Source organism: Halapricum desulfuricans (assembly GCF_017094525.1).
Classification (GTDB): domain Archaea; phylum Halobacteriota; class Halobacteria; order Halobacteriales; family Haloarculaceae; genus Halapricum; species Halapricum desulfuricans.
Window position 1 is genome coordinate 1,574,613 of sequence record NZ_CP064788.1, and the last position, 25,864, is coordinate 1,600,476.

Sequence of the window (25,864 nt, forward strand, 5' to 3'; positions counted from 1 at the left end):
CCTCCAAAAAGCTGAACCAAAAACCCGGTCAGGACTGCTCGGACAGCCACACCAGCAATCCTTTCTGGGCATGCAGTCGATTCTCCGCTTGCTCCCAGACGATCGCGTTGTCGCTCTCGATAACCTCGTCGGTCACCTCCTCGCCGCGGTGGGCCGGCAGACAGTGCATCAGCTTCCGGTCGCCGACGAGGTCGCTCGTCACCTGGAAGCCGTCGAAGGCCTGCAATTTCTCCTCGCGTTCGTCCTCCTCGCCCATACTGACGAACACGTCCGTGTAGACGAGGTCCGCGCCCGTGACGGCGACCTTGGGGTCATGGGTCGTCTCCGGGGCCGTTCCGAGTTCCGCGGCCCGGTCAAGCACTTTGTCGTCGATACCATAGCCTTCGGGCGTCGCGACGGTGAGATCGAGGCCGGCCATCGCAGCGCCGAGTACGAACGACTGGGCGACGTTGTTGCCGTCGCCGACCCACGCGACCCGCGCCTCCTCGAACCCGCCGAACCGCTCGCGGATCGTCAGCAGGTCCGCCAGCGTCTGACAGGGGTGGGCCTCGTCGGTCAGTCCGTTGACAAACGGAACGGTCGCGTACTCGGCGAGTTCCTCGGCGTCCTCGTGGTCGAACAGCCGCGCCATGATGACGTCGACGTACCGCGAGAGCGCTCGCGCGGTGTCTTTGACCGGTTCGCCGTGCCCGAGGTGGATGTCGTCCGGGCCGAGGAAGATCGCGTGACCGCCGAGTTGCGTCATCCCCGTCTCGAAGGAGACGCGAGTTCGGGTGCTCGGCTTCTCGAAGATCATCCCCAGCGTCTGGTTGTCGAACGGTTCGGCGTCGGTTCCGGCCTCGTGAGCGGCCTTCAGCTCGGCTGCGCGGTCGAGGACAGTCTCCAGTTCGTCGGGCGTGAGGTCGTCGATGTCGAGCAGGTTGCGTGTCATGGTTCGAGCAGGGTCTCGGTCACGTCCGCGAGGACGTCGATCGAGCGGTCGTACTCCTCGAGTGGGAGGTGTTCGTTCGGCGCGTGGTCCAGGTCCGAATCGCCGGGGCCGTAGGTGACCATCGGGCAGTCCCAGGCGTCGGCGTAGACGTTCATGTCGCTGGTCCCGGTCTTGCGAAGCAGGCGCGGATCGCCGTCTCGCCGGCGGATCGCGGCCCGGAACGCTCGGGCGGGTTCGGTCCGGGGGCTCACCATCACCGGTTCGACCTGGTCGTCCCAGTGGACGGTCCCGTTTTCGAGGTGGCCGTCGGCGATCTCGCGGATCTCCTCGGTCGTGTACTCCGGCGGGACGCGCAACTGCAGGCGCATCGTCGTCTCGACCGATAGTCCGTCCTTCGAGATCCCGCCGTCGATGCTGGTCGGCTTGGGCGTCACGCGCTCGAAGACGGGTACCCACTCGTCGTGGCCGAACTCCTCTTCGACGCGACGCCACCAGTTGACGGCGTCCTGGATCGCGTTGTCGTCCGGCCGCGAGGTGTGTCCGGATTCGCTGGTGGCGACGTAGTTGCCGCCCAGCAAGCCACGGTAGCCCAGCGCGATCCCCTCCCAGCCGGAGGGCTCGCCGTTGATCACCGTCTCGGGCACGCTGTCCCGGTTCTCGACCAGATGCTGGCCGCCCCGGGAGTCGACCTCCTCGCCGACGACGCCGACGAACGACGCGCCGGTCTCGACGGCGACGACGGCCATCGCTGCCAGCGGCCCCTTCGCGTCGACGCTGCCCCGGCCCCAGAGGACCTCGATCTCCTCGTCGGGATCCTCGCCAACGAGATCGCCGCCGTACCGCGCCTCCGAGCGGGGCATCTCCTCGACTCGCACGGGGATGTCGCCCGGCACGGTGTCGACGTGACTGGTCAGGAGAACGCCGTCGTCGGCGGGCGCGCGGACATTGCCGACGTCGTCGATCCAGACCTCCCGGTCGTGGCGTTCGAGGAAGTCGGCGAGCACTCCGGCCGCCGCCTCCTCGTCGGGCGTGACCGACGGCGTCTCGACGAGATCGACGAGCAACTCGCGGGCCTCGGTCGTCGAGAGTGTCGCGGTGGGGGCGGTCGTGCTCATGTGTCTGTCAGCAGGTCAGTGAGGGCCTCGATCACCCGATCGGCCTCCGATTCGGTGATCGTCAGCGGCGGGAGCAGCCGGATCACGGTCCGGCCCGCCGGCAGCGCCAGGATCCGGTGTTCGAGCGCCAGTTGCTTCAGGTAGCGGTTCGCGCCGCGTTTGACCTCGACGCCGATCATCAGCCCCTCGCCGCGCACGTCACGCACGTCCTCGCCGAGCGCGGCCTCGAGTTCCGCCCTGAGATACGCGCCGACCTCACCAGCGTGGGCGGGGACCGCCTCTTCGACCATCGTCGAAACCGTCGCGCCCGCGGCGGCGGAGATGACCGGCCCGCCCGAGAACGTCGAGGCGTGGCTGCCGTAGTTCTCCGCGACCCAGTCGCGCACGAGCGTCGCGCCGACCGGGAAGCCGTTGCCCAGCCCCTTCGCCGAAGTGAGCATGTCGGGCACGACGCCGATCTGTTCGGCGGCCCACAGCGTCCCGGTCCGGCCCATGCCGGTCTGGACCTCGTCGAAGACGAGTGCTGCTCCGGCCTCCCTGGTCATCTCGCGGGCGTCCTGCAGAAACTCCTTTGTCGCGGGGTTGATCCCGCCCTCGCCCTGAACCGGCTCGACGATGAACGCCGCAGTGTCCTCGTCGACGGCCTCTTCGAGCGCCTCGCTGTCGTTGTAGGGAACGAACTCCACGTCACCGATCAGCGGCTCGTAGGGCTTCTTGTACTTGTCCTTCCAGGTCGTCGCCAGCGCGCCCATCGTCCGACCGTGAAAGCCCTGCATCGTGGCGACGATCTTGGAGTTCCCAGTGGCACTCCGGGCGAACTTGAGCGCCGCTTCGTTGGCTTCGGTCCCGGAGTTACACAGCCAGGTGTTGTCGATATCGCCCGGCGCGGTCTCGGCGAGCAGTTCGTACAGCGCCGTGCGCTGGGCGTTCGGGTACGAGGCCTGCACGTAGGTGATCTTCTCGAACTGCTCGGTGACCGCATCGCGTACTGCCGGGTGGCCGTGTCCCAGCGGGACGCAGGCGTACGAGGCCCCCATGTCCAGATACTCGGTTCCCGAATCATCGTAGACGTACGCTCCATCACCACGTTCGATCTGAATCGGCTTTTCGTTGAAGACGAATCCGCTCATGGTTCCTCCTGTTGGTCTGCTGTGGCAAGTGCACTCGCATGCACGTGTGTTCCGGCCCCGTCGAGTGCCGACGTGATCGGCGCTTCGGCGTTGGCGTCGGCGATCACGGCCTCGGGCGTGCCGCCCTCTAAGGCCTCCTTGACGGCCATGACCTTCCGGCCCATGAAGCCCTCGGCCGCGTCTTCCAGTGTCGCCCAGCCGTCGGGCGTCTCGACGCGCCCGATCAGCGTCTCGGGATCGTCCGGGTCCTCGTAGACGCCTTCGACATCGGTCAGCAACACGAGCGTCGCCTCGAGCGCGCCAGCGATGGCCGCGGCCGAGCGGTCGGCGTCGGTGTTGACGGCGATGATCTCACCGTCATCGCTGTCTCGCGGCTCGTCGCCGCTCGACGCTTCGGAGGCGCGTGACGCCTCCCTACCCGCCATGGGTGGTCCGGCCACGGGGGTGTAGCCATCGTCGAGTAGCGATTCCAGCAGCTCGGCGTTGACCTGCTCGATCGTCCCCGAGTGATCGCCGCGCCTGATCTTCTTCTTGCCGTCTTCGAGGACGCGCACGGCGGACTTTCGCGGGCCGTACAGCAACTTTCCGTCGACGCCGTTCAGCCCGACCGCGTCGACGCCCTGACTCTGCAGGCCGGCGACGAGTCGCGTGTTGAGGTGGCCGAAGACCATCTCGAAGACCTCCATCGTCTCCGCGTCGGTGAACCGACCGACGACGCCGGACGGCGTCTCGACGTACTCGGGCTCGATCCCCATGCGTTCGAGCGTCTCATCGACTTTCGTCGACCCGCCGTGGACGACGACGACGTCTTCTCGCGGGCCGTGCCCGCTCGAACGGCCCGAGGCGCTCTGCGCCTCGCTGTCTTCACCCGCTTCGGACAGCGTCGCCACGTCGGCCAGCGCTCCCTCCGGATCGACCGCGCGGGCACCGCCGACCTTGACGACGACGGTCACTGCGACCACCTCGTCATGGTGCCCCCACGGGATGGAGTCCCTGGAACTGCAGGCCCGCAGTCTCATCGATGCCGAGTGCGATATTGGCGGCGTGGACGGCCTGGCCGGCCGAGCCTTTCATCATGTTGTCGATGGCCGAGAAGACCACCAGCCGCTCGTTGCCGGGATCGAGTTCGAAGCCGACCTCGGCCCTGTTGGTCCCCGCGACGGCCTTGGGCTCGGGGTAGCGGTAGACGCCACCGCCGCCGGCGACCAGTTCCACGAAGGGTTCGTCCTCGTAGGAGCCGCGGTAGGCCCCCCAGAGATCGCCCTTCGAGACCGGCTCGTCCGGGAAGACGTGCGCGGTCGCGCTCGCGCCGCGGATCATGTCGACGGAGTGGGCCGTAAAGGAGACGCCCGCGCCGAGGAACTGCTCGATCTCGGCCTCGTGGCGGTGGCCCGTCGGCGCATAGGGACGGACGACGCCGCTGCGCTCGGGATGAGAGGAGGCCGGGCCGCCACCGGCACCGCCCTCAGAAGAGCCGACCTTCACGTCGACGACGATCCGCTCGTCGCCGGCGAGCACGCCGTGCTCGAACAGCGGCAGCAAGCCGAGGATCGTCGCGGTAGCGTTACAGCCCCCGGAAGCGATCAGGTCCGCCCCCTCGAGGTTCTCGCGGTTGAGCTCCGGCAGGGCGTACTCGCTCGTCTCCAGCAGTTCTGGCCGGCTGTGGCCGTCGTACCACTCGTCGTACTGGGCTTCGCTGTCGAGGCGGAAGTCCGCCGAGAGGTCGACCACGGTGTCGGCCGCGTCCCGGAAGTCGTCGATGCGCTCCATCGAGACGCCGTGTGGCGTCGCCGCGAACAGCACGTCGACCGATTCGAGGTCCTCCGGGTCGGAGAATCGCAGATCCAGCCCCCGGAGATTGGGATGGGAGTGGCCGATCGTCTTGTTTTCCTTCGAGCGACTCGTCGCCTGTTCGATCTCGAACTCCGAGTGGCCGGCGAGCAGGCGGAGCAGCTCGCCGCCGGTGAAGCCGGTGCCGCCGACGACGCTTGCCGTGTAAGTCACTGCGAGTTCACCTCGGCTTTCGTCTCCAGCCAGTCGACGACCGCCGCGGGCACGTCCACGTCGACGACGTCGTTCAGCGCCTTGAACTCGACCGTGTGGTTGACCTCGTGGACGGTGTAGCCATCGGCTCGCGGCTCATCGCCGCTCGCGTCCCGGACGTCGCTGCGCGACGCCCCCGTCTCCATCAGATCGATACCCAGCAACCCACCACCGACGGCTTCGCTCGCGCGTTCGACGAGGTCGAGCGCCTCCTCGTCGAGTTCGAACTCGGCCGTCTCGGCACCCTTCGCGGCGTTTGTCAGCCAGTGATCCGACGAACGGACCATCGCCGCCACCGGTTCGCCGTCGGTCGCGAGCACGCGGATGTCCCGACCGGGCTTGTCGACGAACTCCTGGACGTAGAAGATCTTGTGTTCGTAGTGCCCGAGCGTCTCCTTGTGCTCGAGGACCGCTTCGGCGGCGTCGCGGGTGTCGAGTTTCGCCATCAGTCGCCCCCACGAGCCGACGACGGGCTTGAGCACGCACGGATAGCCGAAGTCCTCGATGACCTCCAGGGCGGCGTCCTTGGTGAACGCGACCTCCGTCTCGGGCGTCGGGACGCCCGCCGCCTCCAGCGCGAGGCTGTTCTTCACCTTGTCAGCGCAGACCTCGGCCGTCTCGGGCGCGTTGACGATCGGGACGTCGTAGGCCTGAGCGAACTTGCTCGCATAGAGGCTCCGCGAGGTCGCGAGACAGCGATCGACCAGCAGATCCACGTCCTCGAAATCCTCGGGCGGATCCGACAGCGAGAACCGCTGCTTGCGGACGTCGATCTTCGTGACCTCGTGGTCGCGCTCGCGCAGCTCGTTCAACAGGAGCTTCTCGTCGCGACGGATGCGCGAGTACAGCAGGCCGACGTTCATGCTTTCACCGTCCCGGCCGATTGCCCCGCGGTCACGACTCATTCACCCCAGTCCTCTTGCAGTTCGGGCGCGGTATCGAGTTCGACGGGATCGGCCCCGACGACCTCGAGTTCCGTGCCGCAGGTCGAGCAATCGACGATCTCCCCGACTTCGAGGCTCTCGTGCAGGGTCAACTCGGCCCCGCACTCGACGCAGGTTGTCATAGTACCACTCACTCACGCATCCATCTACTTAAACCCACCGAACTTATCAAAATAGAATACTAATCAAAGTACCGACTAACGGCTATAGAAGCGTTGAAAACGCAAATAATCTGAAACTGTATACGTGATATGATATATTAGCCCCCGCACGGGGGTCGTCGGATTCGCGGTCGTATCTCAGACATAGCGATCGACCTCCGAATCGAGGCGTGCGGTCGCCGCCGCGAGGGCGTCCTGGCGGTCTCGCAGCGCGTGTTCGTCGCTCTCGATGCGATCGGTCGCTCCGTCGAGTTGTTCGGTGAGGGCTTCGGGTGCCGGACCGCCGCGGGAATCGCGCATCTGGACGGACGCGGCCGGGTCGAGCGCGCGTTCGACGGCCTCGCGGTCGACGTACGCCGAGAGCGACTCGCCCAGCACCTCCTCGGCAACGGCGTCGAGCGTCGCGTAGTCAGGCGCGTTTTCGTCGTGTTGCAGGGTTTCCGCGGCGCGCGCGACCACCTCGTGGGCGGTCCGGAACGGGACGCCGCTCATGGCGAGCAGATCCGCGACGCCGGTCGCCGTCGAAAAGCCCTCGCCGGCGGCCTCGGCAAGCGTCTCAGTCGGCCACTCGGCGGTCGTCACTGCGCCTGCGGCGACCTCGACGCTCTCGGTGACGCTATCGATTGCGTCCCACGCGTGCCGTCCCGCCCGCTGGAGGTCGCGGTTGTACGCCCGCGGCTGGCCTTTCAGGTTCGTGAGCAGGCCGTTCAGCCCCGCCGTCGCGTCGCCGGCGCGGCCCCGGACGAGTTCCAGCGTGTCGGGGTTCTTCTTCTGGGGCATGATCGAGGAGGTCGAGGCGTACTCGTCGGCCAGCTCGACGTGGCCCTTGCTGGCCATGACGATCACGTCCTCGGCGAGTCCGGACAGCGTCGTCGCCAGGTTCGACAGCGCTGCGGTGACCTCGACGAGGAAATCTCGAGTCGCCGAGGCGTCCATCGAGTTCTCCGCGACCCCCTCGAACCCGAGCAGTTCGGCCGTCCGCTCGCGGTCCACCGCAAAGGGCGTCCCCGCGAACGCGGCCGAGCCCAAGGGGTTGCGGTTGAGCCGGTCGTAGGCGTCGAGCAGGCGGCCCGTGTCGCGGGCCAGCGCCTGCTCGTAGGAGGCGATCCAGTGGCCGACGGTCGTCGGCTGGGCCGGCTGGAGGTGCGTGTAGCCGGGCATGACCACCCCGCGGTGGTCGGCGGCCATCTCGGCGAACTCTCGGCGCGCCTCGACGACGGTCGCGATCGTCTCCAGCAGGTCCTCGCGCAACCGGTAGCGAACGCAGGCTGCCACCTCGTCGTTGCGCGAGCGGGCGGTGTGCATCTTGCCGCCGTCCTCGCCGACGCGCTCGATGACGGCTGATTCGATCGCCTCGTGGACGTCTTCGCCCGCCGGGAGCGCATCGTGACCCTCGGCCTCGATCTCGTCCAGTGCCGCGAGTATCTCGCCGGCGATCTCGGCTTCGATGATCTCCTGCTCGGCGAGCATCACGACGTGGGCGCGATCGACCGCCAGATCCGCCTCGAAGATGCGTTCGTCCGCCTCAAGCGAGGAGAGGAGCCCGCGGGCGGGGCCGCCGCTGAAGCGGTCCCGGCGGACGACGGTCTCGCCCGCTCCCGCGTGCGTGTCGTCGCTGTCAGGTCCCTCGTCGCTCATCTACGTCTCCCCGTCGCTCTCGAGTTTCGCCGTGACTTTCTTCGCAAGGCGGCTCTGGAAGCCGTGGTACTTGGCGACCCCGGTGGCGTCCTGCTGGGTGATCCCGCCCGAGACGTCCTCCTCGTCGAAGCTGGCCGCCGACTCGGAATAGACGGCGTACTCGCTCTCCCGAGAGACCGCACGGCAGTGCCCGCCTTCGAGTTTGACCGTCACCGTGCCGGTGACCCGCTTCTGGGTCTCGTCGATGAACCCTTCCAGCGCGTCGACCAGTGGCGCGTCGATGAGCCCCTCGTAGGCCTTCTGGGACCACTGCTGGTCGATCTGGGTTTTGAACTGACGCTCTTCTTGTGTGAGCACGAGTCCCTCGAGCGCCTCGTGGGCGCTCAGCAGGACCGTCGCCGCGGGGTGTTCGTAGTTCTCGCGGACTTTGAGCCCGAGCATGCGGTCTTCCATCATGTCCGTGCGGCCGACGCCGTGGGCACCCGCCCGCTCGTTGAGTCGCTCGATCAACTCGACCGAGCCCAGCCGGTCGCCGTCGAGTGCGACCGGGATGCCGTCCTCGAACTCGATCTCGACGAGTTCGGCTGCCTTCCCCGAGGGGTTGTCGGTCCACTTGTAGATGTCGTCCTCGGGGATCGTCGCGGGATCTTCCAGTTCCGAGCCCTCGATCGAGCGGCTCCAGAGGTTGGTGTCGACGGAGTAGCGGCCGCCGTCGCCGCCCTCGACGGGCAGCCCCTTCTCCTTGGCGTACTCGTTCTCCCACTCTCGTGTGAGTCCGAGCTCGCGGACGGGCGCGATGACCGCCAGATCGGTGTCGCGCCAGACCGCCTCGAAGCGCAACTGGTCGTTGCCCTTGCCCGTACAGCCGTGGGCCAGCGCGTTCGCACCCTGCTCGATGGCGACGTCGCGGATCGCCTTGGCGATGACCGGCCGGGCCAGCGCGGTCCCCAGCGGGTAGCCCTGATAGTCCGCGTTGGCCTGGACGGCGCGCAGACACAGATCCGCGAACTCCTCGCGCGCGTCGACGACGTACTGGTCGACACCCAGCGCTTCGGCGGTCTCCTCGGCCTCCTCGAACTCGTAGTCGGGCTGACCGACGTCGACGGTGACGCCGATCACCTCGTCGAAGCCGTACTCCTCTTTCAGTAGCGATACGCCGACCGTGGTGTCGAGCCCGCCCGAGAAGGCGAGCGCGACGGTCCCTGAATGTTCACCTGGCATTGTTGTCGTGTCGGGAGCAGTTTTCCCGCCCGGAACCCGACAGTGGGCGGTATCGAGCGTGTCAATCGTTTCCGTCGTGGGAAGGAATAGTAGCAGGGCCTAACGGCCCCGTCGTCGTCGGATGTCGTCGCCATCCGACCGCCCGCCGGACGGAGTCCGGCCCCGTCGTCGGACCGTCGTGAAAACGGAAGCGGACCCCTTACTGGCGACCTCGCGTACGCCGAGCGTCGCGGTCCGCGTCATGTACCCGTTGGTATTCCCAGAGGCATACTAATACTTTCCGGGACACGACTGCCATGAGTTTCTGTAACGTGGGTAGTCCTGTCATGTTCTTCGGACTCGCGCGACTGCGGCCGTCGGGAGCCTTTTGCCATCGGCGGCCGTCCGCTCGCCCATGTCAGGCATTGTCTTCTTCGGGACGGCCGATCTCGAGGGGATCATTGAGTTCTACGAACAGCGACTCGGATTCGAGCGGTGGCTGGAACAGCCCGAATGCACGATTCTGGAGTACGGGAACCTGCTGGTCGGGTTCTGCGAACGCGAACAGGCTGAGACAGACGGCGTCGTGACGGTTGTCGAGGAGACGCGGGCGGCCGTCGACGACCGCTACGACGAACTGACCGACGTGGCCGACGAACCGCCGAGCGAGAACGAACCGTATCGCATCTACAATTTCTTCGGGACCGATCCCGACGGCAGGGCCTTCGAAGTGCAGACGTTCCTGCACGACGACTATCGGGCGTGAACTGACCGAGACCGCGATCGAGTGAGTGGACGTCCGCGAGATCAGCTGTCCTGTGTGACGAGCAGATCGAAGGGCACGTCGGCCGGGTCGTCGTCGGGGGTCAGATAGCCCGCGGCGAAGGCCGTGTAGACCGCCTCGCCGTCGAGACTGACGTCGAACTCGGCGACCACGTCGCCGTCGTTGGTTTCGGTGTCCCCGCGGATTTCGACGGTGTAGTCGCCGGCCGCGACCTCGACGTATCCCGATTCACCGTACGGGACGCCGTCGAAGAGCACGGTGTCACCGCCGCCGGCGGTGACGTCGACTGCGGGCGCGTCCGGTGACGCGTGGACGACCCGGAGCCGCGACTGGTCACCTTCGACCGCGCTGTTGTCGTCTTCCAGCACCAGCGGCTCGAAGGGCTGATCCGCCTCGTCGCCGAGTTCGCCGATCGCCGCGACCGTGTAATCGGTGTCCGCGGCGACCGTCACGGGGCCGGAGAACACGGACGTGTCCGGGTCGCCGGCGGCCGTGATCTCGATGTCGTGTTCCGCGGCCGGCACAGTCAGGTAATCGCTCACGGCACCGAAGGGAACGTCCTCCAGCACGGCGTCACCGTTCACGTAGACGTCGACGTTCGGAGCGTTAGGCGACATGTGTGCGACTCGAAGACGCCCCTCAGACTCGGGTTCCGATGCGGGGCCGCGGCCGTCGACAGTCGTCACGAGCAGGTCGAACGGGGTGTCTGCGGGCTCGTCGTCTGGCGTCAGATAGCCAGCCGCGAAGGCCGAATAGGTAGTGCCGCCCTCCAGCGTGAGTTCGTAACTCGCGACGACATCGCCGTCGTCGTCCTCGGTGTCCCCGCGGATCTCGACCGTGTACGTGCCCGCGTCGACTTCGACGGTCCCGGACTGGCCGTACTCGACGCCGTCGAACAGGGTGACTGCGCCCTCGTTGGCGGTAATGTCGACGGCCGGTGCGTCCGGCGAGGTATGGACGGCCTGCAGACGGGCCGTTTCGTCGTCGAGGTCGCTGTTGTCGTCTTCCAGCACTAGCGGCTCGAACGCCTGATCGGCGTCGTCGCTGACCTCTCCGATCGCCGCGACCGTGTAGTCGGTTTCGGGATCGAGCGTGACCGTGCCCGAAAAGACAGCAGTGTCGGGCTCACCTGCAGGCGTAATCTCGACGTCGTGGTCGCCGGCCGACACCGAGAGATACTCGCTCACGGCACCGAACGCAACGTCTTCCAGTACCGCGCTGCCGTCGACGTAGACGTCGACGTTCGGGGCGTCGGGCGACATGTGCGCGACTCTGAGCTGAGCCGGCTCCGTCTCTGTCTCCGTCTCGGTGTCCGTCTCAGTGTCCGTGTCGGTGTCGGGCTCGGTCGTCCCGTTTCCGTTCCCGTCCCCATCAGCACAGCCGGCCAGCGCGATGGTCGAACTCGCTCCGATCCCTACCAGCAGTTTGCGCCGCGTCGTTAGCTTGTCTGTCATGGACACCTGTGTCTGACAATGAAAGACGGTTAACAGTTTCCGAAAGTCAGACTCAAATTCGCCGCGAAAGTGCCGAAGTTCGCCCGCAAATCCCTTCACAGTCCAATCCTATTTTGAGAGAGAATTGCGTCTGATCTACCAAAACCCCTATTTCGCTGGTTTGGATAGGTCAAAGCGATGTGTTCGTTCGCGCGGCCACGCCCGCTCATGCCAAGCGCTTCCGACAGCTGCTACCGTCGAGTCTCTCGCGCGGACGGCCGCCGATCGCCCACTAGAGGAAGTTGTCCGACCGATGGGTTATTTTGTGCCGAAAGCGAATCAAAGGGTGTATGGAGGCGGTTCTATGGCAAACGCTAGCGGGAACGCGCGGCGGCCCCAACCGGGCGCGCATTCTGCGTGCGCTCGACGACCGACCGCGCAACGCCAACCGCCTCGCGGAGGAGCTCGATCTCGCGTACAACACCGTCAGACATCACCTCGACGTGCTGGAAGACAACGACATCGTCACGAGCACCGATGCGAGTTACGGCATGGTGTACCTCCCGAGCGGGCAGGCGCGCCAGCACTGGGACACCGTCGAGGAAATTACCTCACAGGTAGAACAATGACGCTGTCGAGGAGATCGCCTCGCAGGTAGAACGATGAACTGCAGAGAGACCACGACCGTCGTCGCATCACACTCGACCGGAGGAAGCAGATGACTGTGCCGCTGGAACTCGTCCCGGACACGCTCACGATCGCGCGTCTGGCAGCAGCGGCCAACGTCGTCCTCCTCGCGGCGCTGATCGTCATCTGGGGGCGTCTGTACCGCGAGATCCGCTCAACGTTCACGCTCGGGTCGATCGTCTTCGCCGTCTTCCTGCTCGCGGAGAACGTCATCGCACTGTGGTACTACTTCAATCCGACGCCCGGCCTGCCGCCGTTCGCCGTCGAGGTCATGATGGTCCTGCAGGTGCTCGAAGCGCTGGCGATCGCGACCCTGCTGTATATCACCTGGCAGTGACGGTTTGCGTCGGAAACCCGTCCGCCGGCAATGCGCGTTCGGAAACACCTTTTACCCGTCCCCAAGTAGCACCGATATATGATATCCCTTGACGAAGCAGTCACGGCTCGCCTCGAGAGTCACGGCGAGCGCTTCGAGGTGCTGGTCGATCCGGACGCCGCGCTGGCGATCAAACGCGGGGAGTTCGACGGCGAACTCGAGGACGTCATCGCCGCGGAGGACGTCTTCGAGAACGCCTCCCGTGGGGACCGTCCGCCCGAAAACGCGCTGGAGGAGGTGTTCGGGACGACCGATCCGCTGGAGATCATCCCGGAGGTGATCGAGCGCGGGGAGATCCAGATCACGGCCGAACAGCGCAAGGAGATGCAAGAACAGAAGCGCAGGCAGTTGATCCAGCGGATCACGCGCAACGCGGTCAACCCGCAGATGGACGACGCCCCCCATCCACCCGAGCGTATCGAATCCGCGCTGGAGGAGACCGACTTCCGGGTCGACCCGATGGAGCCGGTCGAAAACCAGGTCGACGAGGCGCTCGACGCGCTGCGGCCGGTGATCCCGATCCGGTTTGACGAGGTGACCATCGCCGTCCAGTTACCGCCGGACTACGCCGGCAGTGGACAGGCAAAGATCCGAGAGTTCGGCGAACTCCAGCGCGAGGAGTGGCAGAACGACGGCTCCTGGGTCGGCGTCGTCCAGTTCCCGGCCGGCCTGCAGAACGACTTCTACGACCTGGTCAACGAGGTCTCCAGCGGCAACGCCGAAACGCGGATGATCCAGGACGAAGACGAGATCAACCGCCGATAGTCGTCCGTCGCCGACGTACGGCCGTTCCGTCCGGTCGGATCGGCTGGTCGGCAATGACAGGCATCACGAAGAAAGCCCGTGGCTTCATACGGTCGGTTGTAACGATTTACCAGTACGATCGCATAGCGGTGCGATCGATCCGGAACAGACGTACAACCGACCGTATCAGTCGTGTGGAGGACGTCAAGCTTTCTTGAATCCCAGTGCGAACCCGCCGACGAACCCGGCTCCAACGCCCGCCGTCGAGACGAACGTCGTCACCCAGTCCTGAGCCTGTGCCGTGCCGGTCTCCTGGGCCTTCGCCAGCCCGGCCGTCAACTTGTCCCACCTGACGGAAATGATCCCTCTGGATTCGAGGAACTTGAACAACACGAGTTCCGCACCGATGATGACGGCGATCACTTTCGCAATTTTTTTCGCTGCGAATCCGATCAAGAATCCGAGCGCGCCGCTACCACCGATTTCCAGCCCGAGTTGCGTGGGATCGAGCGCGACCATACGGGAACAGTTTCGGCCACCGATAATGATTCTTGTGTCCGGCAATGACGCCTGACAGCGAAACGACAAACAGACGAGATAGGTGCGATCAGGCGGGGACGTTCCGAGCGCCTTCGGCGTCCAGCAACTCCTTGTACCGGTTGCGGATCGTGACCTCGGAGATGTCGGCGACCTCGCTGACGTCGCTCTGGGTGACTCGCTCGTTGCTGAGCAGCGCCGCGGCGTAGATGGCTGCTGCCGCGATCCCGACCGGGCTCTTCCCGCTGAGGACGCCGTCGGCTCGGGCCGCCTCGATCAGTCGCCGGGCGGTCCGCTCGACCTCGTCGGAGAGATCGAGGTCGGAGACGAACCGGGGCACGTAACTTTCGGGCTCGGCGGGCTTGATCTCGAGGTCCAGTTCGCGCACGATGTAGCGGTAGGTCCGGGTTAGTTCCGTCTTGTCGACCCGGGAGACGGTCGTCATCTCGTCGAGCGACCGGGGGACGCTCGCCTGCCGGGCGGCGGCGTACAGTGCGGCCGTCGCGACACCCTCGATCGAGCGACCGGGCAACAGGTCCTCCTGCAGCGCCCGGCGGTAGATGACGCTAGCGGTCTCGCGGACGTTCTCGGGCAGGCCCAGCGCCGAGGCCATGCGATCGATCTCGCCGAGGGCCTGCTTGAGGTTGCGTTCCTTGGAGTCGCGGGTCCGGAACCGCTCGTTCCAGGTGCGAAGCCGTTGCATCTTCTCGCGCTGGCTCGAGGAGAGGGACTTCCCGTAGGCGTCCTTGTTCTGCCAGCCGATGTTCGTCGACAGTCCCTTGTCGTGCATCATCGTCGTCGTCGGCGCGCCGACGCGGGACTTGCGATCCTTCTCGCCGGCGTTGAACGCCCGCCACTCCGGCCCGTGATCGATCTCGTTCTCTTCGACGACCAGCCCGCAGTGTTGACAGACCGTCTCGCCGCGCTCCTCGTCGGTCACCAGCGGACCGCCACACTCCGGACAGACCTCCTGCTCGTCGCTCTGTTCCGTCGCTCGCTCGCCGGTTCGCTCGTACTCGCTGTTGGTGGTTCGTGTCGTTGTCTCGCTCATGATGATTGTCGAAAGGGCGAGTTCGCGTCGTTCGGGGACCATCGCCCTCTTGACTCATAGTTAGTGCGAAAGAGATATAAATGTTTCGCTTTGCCTTATATACTCCCGATCTCTAGTATTTATTCCCAACGGTTTCTTGACGTGGGAACGAGACACGCGGATATTCAAACAGTAAAAAGGTGATCCTCAGTCGGGACCTCGAACAGGCCGAGTCGCGCGCCGGCGTCGAGCCAGGCGTGCCCGTAGGAGAAGGCGGCCAGCGCGTTGACCAGGTCGTCCTGCTCGCGGAAGTGTCGGCCGTCTTCACGGTACGACCGGGCCATCTCCAGATACTCGGCGGCCGCAGTTTCGAGTGGCGTGCCCTCGGGCGGCGCGACGGTCGCCTCCGCGAGTGCTTCGCTGAGCAGTTCCTCGTACCGGTCGGTCTTCTCGACGATGTCCGCCATACTGTTCCAAGTCGTCCCGACTCCCTGAGCGTGACGATCCAGTTGCGTCCCGCAAGCCGTTTGTAGCCGACTCGACTAGGACGGGTAGTGACAGCCGACGACACTTCCGAGCCAAACGAGGCGTTCTACGACGCGCTCGAGGCGATCGGACAGCCGGTCGTGACGGCGACCCGTTACGCCCAGCAGCGCGACCTCGACCACGGCGAGGCGACCGACGACCTCGACGCGCTGGTCGCGGACGGCCTCCTGGTGCGACAGGACGTCTCCGCGGATCCGGTAGTTTACTATCCCGAGGAATGGTCACGGCTGACCGACCGCGAGCGGATCGTCGTCTTCCCCGATCGCCGCCAGGTGGTCGTCGATCAGCCCCGACAGTTCACGCGCGCCCAGCTCTCACAGTTCGCTCGCCTGATCGACACGACCGGCTCGGAGAGCTACCTCTACGAGATCCAGCCGGCCGACGTCTGGCAGGCCCCGTACGACGACATCGAGAGCCTGTTCGGGACCGTGCGTGACGTGCTCCCCGAGCGCGAACCCGACCTCGAGTCGTGGATCGAGAGCCAGTGGGAGCGAGCGCACCAGTTCACGCTCCGGACCCACGAGGACGGCTACGTCGTCCTCGAGGCCGCAAGCGCGGACCTGATGGGCAACGTCGCCAGACAGAAACTCGAAGCGGGTCAGCTGCGGGCCGAGCTGTCCGAGACCGAGAGCTGGGTCGCAGCGGAGGCCGTCGCGGAGGTCAAGCGCACGCTCTACGAGGCCGGCTATCCCGTCGTCGATCGCCGCGACCTCGAGACCGGCGAGCCGCTCCCGGTCGATCTTACTCCCGAGTTGCGGCCCTACCAGCACGAGTGGGTTCAGTCGTTTCTCGAACGTCGATCCGGCGTGCTCGTCGGGCCGCCGGGCAGCGGCAAGACCGTCGCGGCGATGGGTATTCTCTCGCGTATCGAGGGCGAGACGCTGATTCTGGTGCCCGGCCGGGAGCTGGCGACCCAGTGGCGCGAGGAATTGCTCGCTCAGACGACACTCACCGACGATCAGATCGGCGAGTACCACGGCGGCCGGAAGGAGGTCCGGCCGGTGACGATCGCGACCTACCAGACTGCCGGGATGGACCGCCACCGCCACGTCTTCGATGACCGCGAGTGGGGACTGATCGTCTACGACGAGGTCCATCATATTCCGAGCGACGTGTTCAGCCGTAGCACCGACCTCCAGAGTCGTCACCGCCTCGGTCTGTCAGCGACCCCGCTACGGGAAGACGACCGCGAGGAGGAAATCTTTACGCTGATCGGCCCGCCGATCGGGACCGACTGGGACGCGCTGTTCGACGCCGGATTCGTCGCCGAGCCGACCGTCGAGATCCGGTACGTGCCCTGGGCCGACGAGACCGCGCGCAACGAGTACGTCAGCGCCCAGGGTCACGAACGCCGCCAGCTGGCCGCGACGAACCCGGCCAAAATCGAGGAGGCGCGTCAGCTACTCCGCCAGCACGAGGGTCAGCAGGCGCTGGTCTTCGTCGACTACCTCGATCAGGGCCGGGAACTGGCGGCGGCACTCGAGGTCCCCTTCGTCAGCGGCGAGACCCGCCACGCGCGCCGATCGGAACTGTTCGAAGCGTTCCGGTCCGGACAGCGGGACACGCTGGTCGTTTCCCGGATCGGTGACGAGGGGATTGACCTGCCGAACGCGGAAGTCGCGGTCGTCGCCTCGGGGCTCGGCGGATCGCGCCGACAGAGTTCTCAGCGCGCCGGCCGGACGATGCGTCCCGAGGGGCGGGCGAAGATGTACGTGCTCGCGACGCGTGGCTCGCGCGAGGAGGACTTCGCCCGCCAGCGGATCCGCCACCTCGCCGAGAAGGGCGTCACGGTAACCGAAACGTCGGCCCAGGCTATCGGGAGCGACGCGTCGTGACATCGTCAATGTCGATGCGCGGTCGCCACCCCGCCGATTCGCGTCGACGATCCCGACGGACGACAATCACTATGAAAGCGGTTCATTTATTTGCATCGGAAGCGCGCACTCGCTCGTCCTGAGACGGCCGCTCTCGGTCGATCGGGCCGGGTTCGGTCTCGTCTCGTCTAGCAACTTTTAACCGGATCAGACGGGTAGGTATCGTCAACATGGCAAGCAACAAGATCCTCGGAATCGACCTGGGGACGACCAACTCCGCGTTCGCGGTGATGGAAGGGGCCGATCCGGAGATTATCGTCAACAGCGAAGGCGAGCGGACGACGCCGTCGGTCGTCGCGTTCGACGACGGGGAGCAGCTGGTTGGCAAACCCGCGAAGAACCAGGCCGTCAAGAACCCCGAGCAGACCGTCCAGTCGATCAAGCGCCACATGGGCGAGGACGACTACACGGTCGAACTCGACGGCGAGGAGTACACGCCCGAGCAGGTCTCGGCGATGATCCTCCAGAAGATCAAACGTGACGCCGAAGAGTACCTCGGCGACGAGGTCGAGAAGGCCGTCATCACGGTTCCGGCGTACTTCAACGACCGCCAGCGTCAGGCGACCAAAGACGCCGGCGAGATCGCCGGCTTCGAGGTCGAGCGCATCGTCAACGAGCCGACCGCCGCGTCGATGGCCTACGGGCTCGACGACGAGTCCGACCAGACGGTGCTCGTCTACGACCTCGGGGGCGGGACCTTCGACGTCTCGATTCTGGATCTCGGCGGCGGCGTCTACGAGGTCGTCGCGACCAACGGGGACAACGACCTCGGCGGCGACGACTGGGATCAGGCCATCATCGACTGGCTGGCCGAGGAGTTCGAGAACGAGCACGGCATCGATCTGACCGAGGACCGCCAGGCCCTTCAGCGGCTGAAAGACGCCGCCGAGGAAGCCAAGATCGAACTCTCCTCGCGGAAGGAAGCCGATATCAACCTGCCCTTTATCACGGCGACCGACGACGGCCCGGTCCACCTTGAGGAGTCAATCACGCGGGCGAAATTCGAGAGCCTGACCGAAGACCTGATCGAGCGGACGGTCGAGCCGACCGAGCAGGCGCTTGAAGACGCCGGGTACGACAAGAGTGACATCGACGAGGTCCTGCTGGTCGGCGGCTCGACGCGGATGCCACAGGTCCAGGAGCAAGTCGAGGAACTGACCGGCCAGGAGCCCAAGAAGAACGTCAACCCCGACGAGGCCGTCGCGCTGGGCGCGGCCATCCAGGGCGGCGTCCTCAGCGGCGACGTCGACGATATCGTCCTGCTGGACGTGACGCCGCTCTCGCTGGGCGTCGAGGTCAAGGGCGGGCTGTTCGAGCGACTCATCGAGAAGAACACGACGATCCCGACTGAGGAGTCAAAGATCTTCACGACCGCCGCGGCCAACCAGACGCAGGTCCAGATCCGTGTCTTCCAGGGCGAACGCGAGATCGCCGAGGAGAACGAACTGCTCGGCGAGTTCACGCTCGCGGGGATCCCGCCGGCACCCGCCGGGACCCCGCAGATCGAGGTGACGTTCTCCATCGACGAGAACGGGATCGTCAACGTCTCCGCCGAGGACAAGGGTTCGGGCAACAAGGAAGACATCACTATCGAGGGCGGTGCCGGCCTGAGCGACGAGGAGATCGAGCAGATGCAGGAAGAGGCCGAACAGCACGCCGAAGAAGACGAACAGCGCCGCCAGCGCATCGAGGCCCGCAACGAGGCCGAGGCGGCCGTCCGGCGTGCTGAGACCCTGCTCGATGAGAACGAGGAGAACGTCGACGACGACCTCCGGGAGACCATCGAGGCGAAAATCGAGGACGTCGAGGAGACGCTGGAGGACGAGGACGCCGACAAAGACGACTACGAGGACGTCACCGAGGCACTGACCGAGGAACTCCAGGAGATCGGCAAGCAGATGTACCAGGAGCAGGCCCAGCAGGCCGCCGGCGCTGGTCCGGGCGGCGCTGCAGGTGCCGGTCCCGGCGGCGCCGCAGGACCCGGCGCTGGCGCTGGCGGTGCGGCCGGCCAGGACGAGGAGTACGTCGACGCCGACTTCGAGGACGTCGACGAAGACAAAGACTAGGCGGCCTGTCGACGCCCGCGGCTTTTCGACGTCGTCGCAGGCGATCGGTCTCGTCGGATTTTTCAACAGCAGCGTCTAACGACTGGCGATGAGTCTCTTCGAGACTGTCGCGACCGTCGGCGCGGGCGTCGTCTTCGGACTCGCACTGGCCGCGCCGCCGGGGCCGATGAACGCGGTCATCGCCGAGGAGAGCGTCGTTCGGGGCTGGCAAGCGGGGTTCACCGCCGGCCTCGGCGCGATGGTCGCCGACGCGTGTTTTCTCGTGTTGTCGCTGCTCGGGGCCGTGACTGTCGTCCAGCGATCGCCCACGCTGCAGGGCGTCATGGTCGGGATCGGTGGCCTCCTGCTGTGGTATTTCGCCTACGACGCCGTCCGTGACCTCTCGGTGACGTTTCAAGGGGACGGAGCGGCGTCGAACGGGCGCGGCTTTCTGAAAGCGTTCACGCTCGCGATAACCAACCCCTACCAGATCGTCTTCTGGCTCACCGTCGGGGTCGGACTGCTCGATCCGGGCCGGATCGACGTGCTCGCGACAGCGCTGTCACCGGAGTCACCGCTGGCCGGACGTCTGATCGTTCGGACCGGGACGCCGCTTTTGATCGCCGGGCTGTTCGCCGGGATCGTCGCCTGGATCGTCGCGTTCCCGGCGGCGCTGGTCGCCGGCCGCGAGCGCGTCGATCGCTTCGCCCCGGCTGTGGCAGCGCTCAGCGCGATCGCGTTCGCGGTTTTCGGCGTCCTGTTCGTCCTCGACGCGATACAAACGCTGCTGTGATCGCCCGACGGCAGGCCGTCACGACCGGAGGTCGCGTCACCGGTTCGCCGATTCGGGCTCGTCGGTCTCGAACGCACCCACCTCGTCCATGTTCGCGACCTCGTCTTCGAGCCACTCCTTGAGCCACTTCACCCGCTTGAGTCGCCGGTGGGCGACGCTCTCGGCGGCGTCGCTCCGGATGCGATCGCGGGCGTCACGCCCACGTTCGAGCACCCGGCCGACCATTTCGGCGGCGTCCATATGCGTCCGGGATTCGTATCCCATCCGCAACAACAGCAGCGTCGCGCCGTTGGCGCCGACTTTGTCCAGAATGTCGGCCTCGATGAGACACTGCGTCTCCAGGGGCAAATCGGTCAACTCGCCCTGATAGGAGTGATCGCGCACCGCGTCGACGACCTGCTCGACGAACGACTGTGGGTAGTCGCCGTGAGTCGTCAGGTACTCCTTGGCGATTTTCGCGCCGACCTCCGCGTGGCGGTCCTGCTCGGCCTCGAGCTTGGCGACGTCGTGAAACAGCGCTGCCACGCGCGTCACATCGACGTCGGCGCCTTCCCGGCGCGCGATCTCCTCGGCGAGTTCGACGACGTTCATGATGTGGTTGAACCGATACGTCGCCGAGTGCCAGGGGTACCATCGCATGCGCCCTCCTTCCTCTTCGCTCTCGACGCTTGCCGTGAGGTAGTCCCGGACGAACTGCTTCATCGCCTCGAATTCGGCGTCCGTGACCGGCGACTCCTTAATCTCGACACCCACAGAACCACCTCCCGACGGGACGTTCGTTGTTCATGTTACGTACAAAAAGGTCTGTTTGACTCTTTAGCGTTACGACACTCTTATTTGGTTCTACGGCGCGAGCGCAAAAGTCGCGCGAGCGCCCGTCTTTTTAACGATCGAAAGCAAACGTCTTCGGCATGAACGTCCGTCCAGCCACGCCCGCGGACCGGCCGGCGATCCGGGATATCGCTCGGCGGTCGCTGCAGACATCGTACTCGCTGAGCCCGCAGGCGATCACCAGCGCGATCGAGGAGTGGTACACCGAAGACAACCTGTGTGACCGACTGAACGACGAGGACCGGCTCCTGCTCGTTGCCGAGCGCGACGGTCAGGTCGTCAGCTTCTCGGAGAGTACCCTCGAAGACGCGGTCGTCTTCGACGACACCGACTCCCAGCAGAAAGCGATGTTGCTGTGGTTGCACGTCGACCCGTCCTATCGTGGCGAGGGGATCGGCACGGACCTGTTCGAGGCGACCCGCGAGCGCCTTCGCGAACGCGGCGCGAGCACGATCCAGGGCCGGGTCCTCGCGGAGAACAGCGAGGGTAACGGCTTTTTCGAGCGGTTGGGATTCCAGCGAGTCGGTCGCCGCGACGTCGAGATCGCCAGCCGGACGCACGTCGAGAACATCTACGTCGAGGAGCCGTCGGGGCTTACCGCCTGTGAAACGTCGGCCGGGGAGACCGTCTACGTCGACCGCGACGACGCCGAACGGGGATCGCTTGGTCCGTTCTATCCCGTCTACGCCGACCAGACCCGGGGCGAACGCTACGGCTACTACTGCGGGAGTTGCGAACAGCTCGCGAACGCGATGGACGCGATGGGCCGCATCGAGTGTGACGACTGCGGCAACAGTCGCAAGCCCACTCGCTGGGACGCGGCGTACATGTGATCGCCGGGCGTCCGGCGCTGTCGCGGGCCCTTCTCCAGACAGATCCTCGGCCGTCGAGACGGTCGCGCTCGTCACGTCCGAACGGTTATGCTCGTCACGTCCGAACGGCGGGATATGAAGATCTATACCGGCCGTGGTGACGACGGACTGACAGACCTGCGGGACATGTCGCAGGTGTCGAAAGCGAGTCCCCGGATCGAAGCCTACGGGACCGTCGACGAGGTCAACGCGCTCGTCGGGGTCGTGCGACCCCTCGAGTACGAGGACGTCGAGGACTGTCTGCGCGAGGTGCAAAACCAGTTGCACGTCGTGCAGGCCGACTTCGCGACGCCCGAACCCGCCGAGGACGACCCGGTCGTGACCGAATCGCACGTCGAAGCGGTCGAAGAGTGGATCGACGAGTTCGACGCGGAACTTGACCCCCTCGAGCAGTTCGTGCTCCCCAGCGGATCCGAGCCAGGCGCGAAACTCCACCACGCCCGGGCGGTCTGTCGGCGCGCCGAGCGTCGCGCGGTCGAACTCGCCGGGACGCAACCCGAGATCAACGAACGGGCGATCGTCTATCTCAACCGACTGTCGGACCTGCTGTTCACGCTCGCGCGTGTCGTCAACAAGCGCGAGGGGAACCGCGAGGAACACCCGACGTACTGACGTTGTCGTGTCTGTCCGCTTTGCATCGGTCGCGTGATACTGGTGGCGATACCCTTTCGAAATGATCCGGTACGACGGTGTGCCGGATATCTGTACGAACGTATAGCCATCAGTATGATGTGATGGAGTCGTACTGCCCGCTGTTCTCCCGAGTCTCGTCGCAGAAACACCTTTATATTAGGATATCGTAATATACTAATGGGAGGCGCCATGGCACCATCCAACACGCCCGACTTCGACTCGGAGGTCGTCTATCAGGGTCAGATAGCGGGCACGCGGCAGTGCGGGGAACCGGATACGACCGTCGCCGTCACGGAGCGTGGCGTCCACGCGCGGCCGATCAAGGAGGGGGGACTCGAGTTCTCGCTTCCCTACGAGACGATCACGGGATTGCAGTGTCACGGAGCGTTGAATCGGTCGATCACGATCGAGACCGCTGAGGCGTCCTATGAGATCCCGACGACGATGCTAGAGGAACGACGCTTCAGAGAGGCTATCGTCGACCACGGGAATCTCACGAACCCCTGTACGCGGCTGCCGTTCGATCGACTGGGGGTGTGTCCGTGTGCGGTCGGCTCCTCGCTCGGCTGTTTGCTCGTCGTGGCCGGGATCGGCCTCGTCCTGACGGTCTTCGGCGCGCTGCTCGGAGCCGGGTTCATCGCCGCCGGAGTCACGTTACTCGCGCTCGCGTACCTGTCACGAAAGGTCGCGGCGTGGCGGGGATCGAACCGCTGGGAGCGCACGAACGGCCCGGGAGAGTCAGCAGTCTGATTCTTCCGGCCCGATTCGACGGTATCGACTGCCGTCACCCGGCGAGGATGTGTGCCGCCAGGTCCTCGCGGATGATCGTATCGCAGTAGACACATCGTACGCCCTCGTCGAGGACCTCGAATCGGGACTCGATCGGTTCGTTTTCGGTGGTGATGCAGTGCTGGTTGGGACATTCGAGCACACCGACGACCGTCTCCGGGCGGCTCACGCGGTGTTTCTCGACGACATCGTAGTCGCGGATGATGTTGATCGTCGCGGCGGGCGCGATCAGCGAGAGGACATCGACTTCCGCCTCGCTGAGCTCACGGCCCTCAATCTTGACGATGTCTTTGGTCCCCAGGCGGTCGCTGGGCACGTTCATGACGATGCTGAGCGGTTCGCCGTCGGTCCCGTCGATGCCGAGGATCGCGAGGACGTTCAGCGCCTGTCCACCGGCGATGTGGTCGATGACGGTCCCGTTGTGGATCTTGCTGACGCGGAGTTTCTGGTTGTCGCTCATTATTGTCCCTCCAGCAGGAGATCGAGTAACGCCATCCGGACCGGGACACCGTTGTGTGCCTGCTCGAAGAAGGTCGCGTACTCGGTGTCGTCGACGTCGTGGTCGATCTCGTCGACCCGCGGGAGCGGGTGCATGACGGTCAGGTCGTCGCTCGCGGCCTCGAGTGTCCCGGCGTCGATCTGGTACTCGCCGGCGACCTCGCGGTACTCGTTTTCGTCCGGGAACCGTTCCTCCTGGATTCGCGTGACGTACAGCACGTCGAGCGACGACAGGACCTCCTCAAGGGCGGTGTGTTCCCGGATGGTGGCACCTTCCTCGTGGAGGTCGTACCGGACCGATCGCGGGAGCTGCAGGCTCTCGGGACTGATGAAGTGCTGGTGGACGTCGAAGTTCGTCAGCGCATGCGCGAGCGAGTGGACCGTCCGGCCGTACTTCAGATCCCCCATGATCCCGATCGTCAGATCGTCCAGCCCCGCGTTCTCCCGGATCGTGTACAGGTCCAGCAGGGTCTGCGTCGGGTGCTGGCCGGCCCCGTCGCCGCCGTTGAGCAGCGGGACGTCGACGAACTCCGAAGCCATCTGTGCCGATCCCTCGCTGGGATGGCGCATGACCAGTGCGTCGGCATACCCCTCGACGACCCGCACCGTGTCGGCGAGGCTCTCGCCTTTCTTGACGCTGGAATACTCCACCGGCCCCATGTCGACGATATCGCCGCCGAGTCGCTTGATCGCCGCAGTGAAACTCATCTTCGTCCGCGTGCTCGGTTCGAAAAAGAGCAGGCCGAGCAGCTTCCCGGCGTGGCGATCCGCATAGGCCTCCGGATCGGCCGCGATCTCGGCAGCGTGGTCCAGCACCTCCTCGATGTCCGCTCTGGAGAGCTGTTTCGCGCTGATGATGTGCTCGTGACGCATCGAGCGTATCCCCGACGCCGACGCTCTTGAGAGTGACGATTGTTCGGGTCGTGGTTGTCAGCCGACCACGGAATCACAGTTCGAAGGGGCTGGATCGGCATCGCGTCGCGTGGATGATGGCCGATTGAGACGTTGGGTTAACTTTGATTACCCTTGGCAACCTATCTCTAGGTGTACGATGGATATTGCTGATATTGCTACCAGCGAATACGTCGCAGTCGACGCCGACGAACGCCTCGGAAAAGTCCGTTCGATCTTCGAGCGGGACAATCCCAAGGGGATCATCGTTACTAACGACGGCGACTACGAGGGCGTTATCACCCAGAAACAGCTGGTACAGTCGCACGTCGAGGACCAGACCAAAGCGAGCGCGATGACCCAGCACGCCCCGAAGATCGAGCGGACGGCCGACGTCCGCGAGACCGCCCGCGTCCTCGTCGAGGGCGGGATCAAGGTCGCGCCGGTGTTCGAGGCCGGAAGTCTGTGGGGCGTCGTGACCGACGACGCGATCCTCGAGGCCGTCCTTGAGAACCTCGACGCGCTGACCGTCGAGCAGATCTACACCGACAGCGTCACCTCGATTGACGAAGACGCGCAGGTCGGACAGGCGATCAACAAGCTCCGGGAGAACGGCATCTCCCGGCTGCCGGTCATCGACGAGGACGGCCGCCTCTCCGGGATGGTCACCCGCCACGACATCGTCGACGTCGTCGTCCGGGACATGGACAAATCGACGGTCGGCGAGCGTGCGGGCGACGTCGACCGCATGCTTGATCTCCCGATCTACGACGTGATGAACAGTCCCGTCGAGACGACGACGCTTGAGGCATCCGTCAAAGACGCCGTCGAGACGATGTTCGAGTACGACTACGCGGGACTTGTCGTCACGCCCGAGGAGGACGAGTCGCTGGTGGCTGGCATCATCACCAAAACTGACGTCCTCCGTGCGCTGACGTTCACCGAACAGAACCACATGGACGTCCAAATCACTAACATCAACCTCCTCGATACGATCTCCCGCGAGGACATCCGGATCGGCATCGAGGACGTCGCCGACAAGTACCAGGACATGCAGGTCCATCACGCGCACGTCAGGTTCCACGAACACAAGGAGAAACTCCGCGGGACGCCGCTGATCCAGTGTCAGATCCGGCTCCGGACCAACAAGGGACAGCTGGCCGGGTCCGGTGAGGGGTACGGCGCACAGACCGCCTTCAACGTCGCCCTCGATAAGCTCCAGCGGAACGTCCTCGAACAGAAGGGCATCGAGAGCGACGAGGAGTACCGCGGACAGGTCCTCCGGAAACTGGGCGAGTTGTAACCGGATCGGGCTCCGACCTCTCGATCGCGTCCGAGG

At 65.4% G+C, this 25,864-nt stretch carries 27 protein-coding genes; 11 read left to right on the forward strand and 16 right to left on the reverse strand.

Annotation, left to right across the window (positions count from 1 at the left end; genetic code table 11):
• Positions 1-28: 28 nt before the first annotated feature.
• The 9 genes from argF to HSR122_RS08170 all read right to left on the reverse strand — a co-directional run bounded on the left by argF (position 29) and on the right by HSR122_RS08170 (position 9,183).
• The gene (gene argF, locus HSR122_RS08130; protein ID WP_229109083.1) at positions 29-931 is read right to left on the reverse strand and encodes an ornithine carbamoyltransferase; all 903 of its coding nucleotides are present in this window, start codon (positions 929-931) and stop codon (positions 29-31) included.
• Positions 928-2,046 carry a [LysW]-lysine hydrolase gene (locus HSR122_RS08135; RefSeq protein WP_229109084.1) on the reverse strand — a complete coding sequence of 373 codons (1,119 nt, stop codon included), beginning with the start codon at positions 2,044-2,046 and terminating at the stop codon, positions 928-930. Before HSR122_RS08135 ends, argF begins: the two co-directional genes overlap by 4 nt.
• On the reverse strand, positions 2,043-3,176 hold the full coding sequence (locus HSR122_RS08140) for an aspartate aminotransferase family protein (protein WP_229109085.1): 1,134 nt from the start codon (positions 3,174-3,176) through the stop codon (positions 2,043-2,045). Before HSR122_RS08140 ends, HSR122_RS08135 begins: the two co-directional genes overlap by 4 nt.
• The gene (locus HSR122_RS08145; RefSeq protein ID WP_229109086.1) at positions 3,173-4,129 is read right to left on the reverse strand and encodes an acetylglutamate/acetylaminoadipate kinase; all 957 of its coding nucleotides are present in this window, start codon (positions 4,127-4,129) and stop codon (positions 3,173-3,175) included. Before HSR122_RS08145 ends, HSR122_RS08140 begins: the two co-directional genes overlap by 4 nt.
• A gap of 13 nt (positions 4,130-4,142) precedes the next feature.
• Positions 4,143-5,180 carry an N-acetyl-gamma-glutamyl-phosphate reductase gene (gene argC, locus HSR122_RS08150; protein ID WP_229109087.1) on the reverse strand — a complete coding sequence of 346 codons (1,038 nt, stop codon included), beginning with the start codon at positions 5,178-5,180 and terminating at the stop codon, positions 4,143-4,145.
• Complete coding sequence (gene lysX, locus HSR122_RS08155; RefSeq protein WP_229112198.1) at positions 5,177-6,082, reverse strand: lysine biosynthesis protein LysX; 906 nt, start codon at positions 6,080-6,082, stop codon at positions 5,177-5,179. The genes argC and lysX overlap by 4 nt, the downstream gene beginning before the upstream one ends.
• A 38-nt stretch (positions 6,083-6,120) precedes the next feature.
• Positions 6,121-6,285, reverse strand: coding sequence for a lysine biosynthesis protein LysW (lysW, locus tag HSR122_RS08160; RefSeq protein WP_229109088.1), 165 nt, complete (start codon positions 6,283-6,285; stop codon positions 6,121-6,123).
• A gap of 177 nt (positions 6,286-6,462) precedes the next feature.
• Complete coding sequence (gene argH / locus HSR122_RS08165; protein WP_229109089.1) at positions 6,463-7,962, reverse strand: argininosuccinate lyase; 1,500 nt, start codon at positions 7,960-7,962, stop codon at positions 6,463-6,465.
• Positions 7,963-9,183, reverse strand: a complete 1,221-nt coding sequence (locus HSR122_RS08170) for an argininosuccinate synthase (RefSeq protein ID WP_229109090.1) — start codon at positions 9,181-9,183, stop codon at positions 7,963-7,965.
• Between the two features lie 394 nt (positions 9,184-9,577).
• Here HSR122_RS08170 and HSR122_RS08175 point away from each other — a divergent pair, with 394 nt between their 5' ends.
• Positions 9,578-9,928 carry a VOC family protein gene (locus tag HSR122_RS08175; RefSeq protein ID WP_229109091.1) on the forward strand — a complete coding sequence of 117 codons (351 nt, stop codon included), beginning with the start codon at positions 9,578-9,580 and terminating at the stop codon, positions 9,926-9,928.
• A gap of 41 nt (positions 9,929-9,969) precedes the next feature.
• Here the strand turns inward: HSR122_RS08175 and HSR122_RS08180 are convergent, their stop codons facing one another.
• A complete protein-coding gene (locus tag HSR122_RS08180) occupies positions 9,970-11,400 on the reverse strand; it encodes a DUF4397 domain-containing protein (protein ID WP_229109092.1) in 1,431 nt (476 codons plus the stop codon).
• Between the two features lie 329 nt (positions 11,401-11,729).
• Between HSR122_RS08180 and HSR122_RS08185 the strand changes: the two genes are divergently transcribed.
• The 3 genes from HSR122_RS08185 (at position 11,730) to HSR122_RS08195 (ending at position 13,207) form a co-directional block, all read left to right on the forward strand.
• The gene (locus HSR122_RS08185; RefSeq protein ID WP_229109093.1) at positions 11,730-12,008 is read left to right on the forward strand and encodes an ArsR/SmtB family transcription factor; all 279 of its coding nucleotides are present in this window, start codon (positions 11,730-11,732) and stop codon (positions 12,006-12,008) included.
• A gap of 89 nt (positions 12,009-12,097) precedes the next feature.
• A complete protein-coding gene (locus tag HSR122_RS08190) occupies positions 12,098-12,403 on the forward strand; it encodes a hypothetical protein (protein ID WP_229109094.1) in 306 nt (101 codons plus the stop codon).
• Positions 12,404-12,481: 78 nt separating this feature from the next.
• On the forward strand, positions 12,482-13,207 hold the full coding sequence (locus HSR122_RS08195; protein ID WP_229109095.1) for a ribosome assembly factor SBDS: 726 nt from the start codon (positions 12,482-12,484) through the stop codon (positions 13,205-13,207).
• 183 nt (positions 13,208-13,390) lie between these two features.
• On the opposite strand, the gene HSR122_RS08200 is transcribed toward HSR122_RS08195, so the two are convergent.
• From HSR122_RS08200 to HSR122_RS08210, 3 genes are all read right to left on the reverse strand, one after another.
• Positions 13,391-13,705, reverse strand: coding sequence for an FUN14 domain-containing protein (locus HSR122_RS08200; protein ID WP_229109096.1), 315 nt, complete (start codon positions 13,703-13,705; stop codon positions 13,391-13,393).
• Between the two features lie 88 nt (positions 13,706-13,793).
• Positions 13,794-14,774, reverse strand: a complete 981-nt coding sequence (locus tag HSR122_RS08205) for a transcription initiation factor IIB (protein ID WP_229112199.1) — start codon at positions 14,772-14,774, stop codon at positions 13,794-13,796.
• Between the two features lie 164 nt (positions 14,775-14,938).
• Positions 14,939-15,220, reverse strand: coding sequence for a DUF357 domain-containing protein (locus tag HSR122_RS08210; protein ID WP_229109097.1), 282 nt, complete (start codon positions 15,218-15,220; stop codon positions 14,939-14,941).
• Between the two features lie 87 nt (positions 15,221-15,307).
• Here HSR122_RS08210 and HSR122_RS08215 point away from each other — a divergent pair, with 87 nt between their 5' ends.
• The 3 genes from HSR122_RS08215 to HSR122_RS08225 all read left to right on the forward strand — a co-directional run bounded on the left by HSR122_RS08215 (position 15,308) and on the right by HSR122_RS08225 (position 20,011).
• Complete coding sequence (locus HSR122_RS08215; protein ID WP_229109098.1) at positions 15,308-17,134, forward strand: DEAD/DEAH box helicase; 1,827 nt, start codon at positions 15,308-15,310, stop codon at positions 17,132-17,134.
• 209 nt (positions 17,135-17,343) lie between these two features.
• On the forward strand, positions 17,344-19,239 hold the full coding sequence (gene dnaK / locus HSR122_RS08220; RefSeq protein ID WP_229109099.1) for a molecular chaperone DnaK: 1,896 nt from the start codon (positions 17,344-17,346) through the stop codon (positions 19,237-19,239).
• Between the two features lie 88 nt (positions 19,240-19,327).
• On the forward strand, positions 19,328-20,011 hold the full coding sequence (locus HSR122_RS08225; protein ID WP_229109100.1) for a LysE family translocator: 684 nt from the start codon (positions 19,328-19,330) through the stop codon (positions 20,009-20,011).
• A gap of 36 nt (positions 20,012-20,047) precedes the next feature.
• Here the strand turns inward: HSR122_RS08225 and HSR122_RS08230 are convergent, their stop codons facing one another.
• A complete protein-coding gene (locus tag HSR122_RS08230; protein ID WP_229109101.1) occupies positions 20,048-20,764 on the reverse strand; it encodes an HD domain-containing protein in 717 nt (238 codons plus the stop codon).
• A gap of 158 nt (positions 20,765-20,922) precedes the next feature.
• Here HSR122_RS08230 and HSR122_RS08235 point away from each other — a divergent pair, with 158 nt between their 5' ends.
• The 3 genes from HSR122_RS08235 (at position 20,923) to HSR122_RS08245 (ending at position 23,097) form a co-directional block, all read left to right on the forward strand.
• A complete protein-coding gene (locus HSR122_RS08235; RefSeq protein ID WP_229109102.1) occupies positions 20,923-21,675 on the forward strand; it encodes a GNAT family N-acetyltransferase in 753 nt (250 codons plus the stop codon).
• Between the two features lie 114 nt (positions 21,676-21,789).
• Positions 21,790-22,326, forward strand: a complete 537-nt coding sequence (locus HSR122_RS08240) for a cob(I)yrinic acid a,c-diamide adenosyltransferase (protein ID WP_229109103.1) — start codon at positions 21,790-21,792, stop codon at positions 22,324-22,326.
• Between the two features lie 210 nt (positions 22,327-22,536).
• Positions 22,537-23,097 carry a hypothetical protein gene (locus HSR122_RS08245; protein ID WP_229109104.1) on the forward strand — a complete coding sequence of 187 codons (561 nt, stop codon included), beginning with the start codon at positions 22,537-22,539 and terminating at the stop codon, positions 23,095-23,097.
• 34 nt (positions 23,098-23,131) lie between these two features.
• Here the strand turns inward: HSR122_RS08245 and pyrI are convergent, their stop codons facing one another.
• Positions 23,132-23,596, reverse strand: a complete 465-nt coding sequence (gene pyrI, locus HSR122_RS08250; RefSeq protein WP_229109105.1) for an aspartate carbamoyltransferase regulatory subunit — start codon at positions 23,594-23,596, stop codon at positions 23,132-23,134.
• Positions 23,596-24,507, reverse strand: coding sequence for an aspartate carbamoyltransferase (gene pyrB / locus HSR122_RS08255; RefSeq protein ID WP_229109106.1), 912 nt, complete (start codon positions 24,505-24,507; stop codon positions 23,596-23,598). The genes pyrI and pyrB overlap by 1 nt, the downstream gene beginning before the upstream one ends.
• Before the next feature lie 178 nt (positions 24,508-24,685).
• On the opposite strand from pyrB, the gene HSR122_RS08260 reads away from it, so the two are divergent.
• Positions 24,686-25,828: a CBS domain-containing protein gene (locus tag HSR122_RS08260; RefSeq protein WP_229109107.1), complete on the forward strand. Its 1,143-nt coding sequence runs from the start codon at positions 24,686-24,688 to the stop codon at positions 25,826-25,828.
• Positions 25,829-25,864 lie beyond the last annotated feature (36 nt).

What these genes read in the sequence shown, in the direction of transcription:
- argF (WP_229109083.1), bottom strand. Translation starts at nt 931, where the DNA reads ATGACACGCAACCTGCTCGACATCGACGACCTCACGCCCGACGAACTG.
- HSR122_RS08135 (WP_229109084.1), bottom strand. Translation starts at nt 2,046, where the DNA reads ATGAGCACGACCGCCCCCACCGCGACACTCTCGACGACCGAGGCCCGC.
- HSR122_RS08140 (WP_229109085.1), bottom strand. Translation starts at nt 3,176, where the DNA reads ATGAGCGGATTCGTCTTCAACGAAAAGCCGATTCAGATCGAACGTGGT.
- lysX (WP_229112198.1), bottom strand. Translation starts at nt 6,082, where the DNA reads ATGAACGTCGGCCTGCTGTACTCGCGCATCCGTCGCGACGAGAAGCTC.
- lysW (WP_229109088.1), bottom strand. Translation starts at nt 6,285, where the DNA reads ATGACAACCTGCGTCGAGTGCGGGGCCGAGTTGACCCTGCACGAGAGC.
- argH (WP_229109089.1), bottom strand. Translation starts at nt 7,962, where the DNA reads ATGAGCGACGAGGGACCTGACAGCGACGACACGCACGCGGGAGCGGGC.
- HSR122_RS08170 (WP_229109090.1), bottom strand. Translation starts at nt 9,183, where the DNA reads ATGCCAGGTGAACATTCAGGGACCGTCGCGCTCGCCTTCTCGGGCGGG.
- HSR122_RS08175 (WP_229109091.1), top strand. Translation starts at nt 9,578, where the DNA reads ATGTCAGGCATTGTCTTCTTCGGGACGGCCGATCTCGAGGGGATCATT.
- HSR122_RS08180 (WP_229109092.1), bottom strand. Translation starts at nt 11,400, where the DNA reads ATGACAGACAAGCTAACGACGCGGCGCAAACTGCTGGTAGGGATCGGA.
- HSR122_RS08185 (WP_229109093.1), top strand. Translation starts at nt 11,730, where the DNA reads ATGGAGGCGGTTCTATGGCAAACGCTAGCGGGAACGCGCGGCGGCCCC.
- HSR122_RS08190 (WP_229109094.1), top strand. Translation starts at nt 12,098, where the DNA reads ATGACTGTGCCGCTGGAACTCGTCCCGGACACGCTCACGATCGCGCGT.
- HSR122_RS08195 (WP_229109095.1), top strand. Translation starts at nt 12,482, where the DNA reads ATGATATCCCTTGACGAAGCAGTCACGGCTCGCCTCGAGAGTCACGGC.
- HSR122_RS08200 (WP_229109096.1), bottom strand. Translation starts at nt 13,705, where the DNA reads ATGGTCGCGCTCGATCCCACGCAACTCGGGCTGGAAATCGGTGGTAGC.
- HSR122_RS08205 (WP_229112199.1), bottom strand. Translation starts at nt 14,774, where the DNA reads ATGAGCGAGACAACGACACGAACCACCAACAGCGAGTACGAGCGAACC.
- HSR122_RS08210 (WP_229109097.1), bottom strand. Translation starts at nt 15,220, where the DNA reads ATGGCGGACATCGTCGAGAAGACCGACCGGTACGAGGAACTGCTCAGC.
- dnaK (WP_229109099.1), top strand. Translation starts at nt 17,344, where the DNA reads ATGGCAAGCAACAAGATCCTCGGAATCGACCTGGGGACGACCAACTCC.
- HSR122_RS08225 (WP_229109100.1), top strand. Translation starts at nt 19,328, where the DNA reads ATGAGTCTCTTCGAGACTGTCGCGACCGTCGGCGCGGGCGTCGTCTTC.
- HSR122_RS08235 (WP_229109102.1), top strand. Translation starts at nt 20,923, where the DNA reads ATGAACGTCCGTCCAGCCACGCCCGCGGACCGGCCGGCGATCCGGGAT.
- HSR122_RS08240 (WP_229109103.1), top strand. Translation starts at nt 21,790, where the DNA reads ATGAAGATCTATACCGGCCGTGGTGACGACGGACTGACAGACCTGCGG.
- HSR122_RS08245 (WP_229109104.1), top strand. Translation starts at nt 22,537, where the DNA reads ATGGCACCATCCAACACGCCCGACTTCGACTCGGAGGTCGTCTATCAG.
- pyrI (WP_229109105.1), bottom strand. Translation starts at nt 23,596, where the DNA reads ATGAGCGACAACCAGAAACTCCGCGTCAGCAAGATCCACAACGGGACC.
- pyrB (WP_229109106.1), bottom strand. Translation starts at nt 24,507, where the DNA reads ATGCGTCACGAGCACATCATCAGCGCGAAACAGCTCTCCAGAGCGGAC.
- HSR122_RS08260 (WP_229109107.1), top strand. Translation starts at nt 24,686, where the DNA reads ATGGATATTGCTGATATTGCTACCAGCGAATACGTCGCAGTCGACGCC.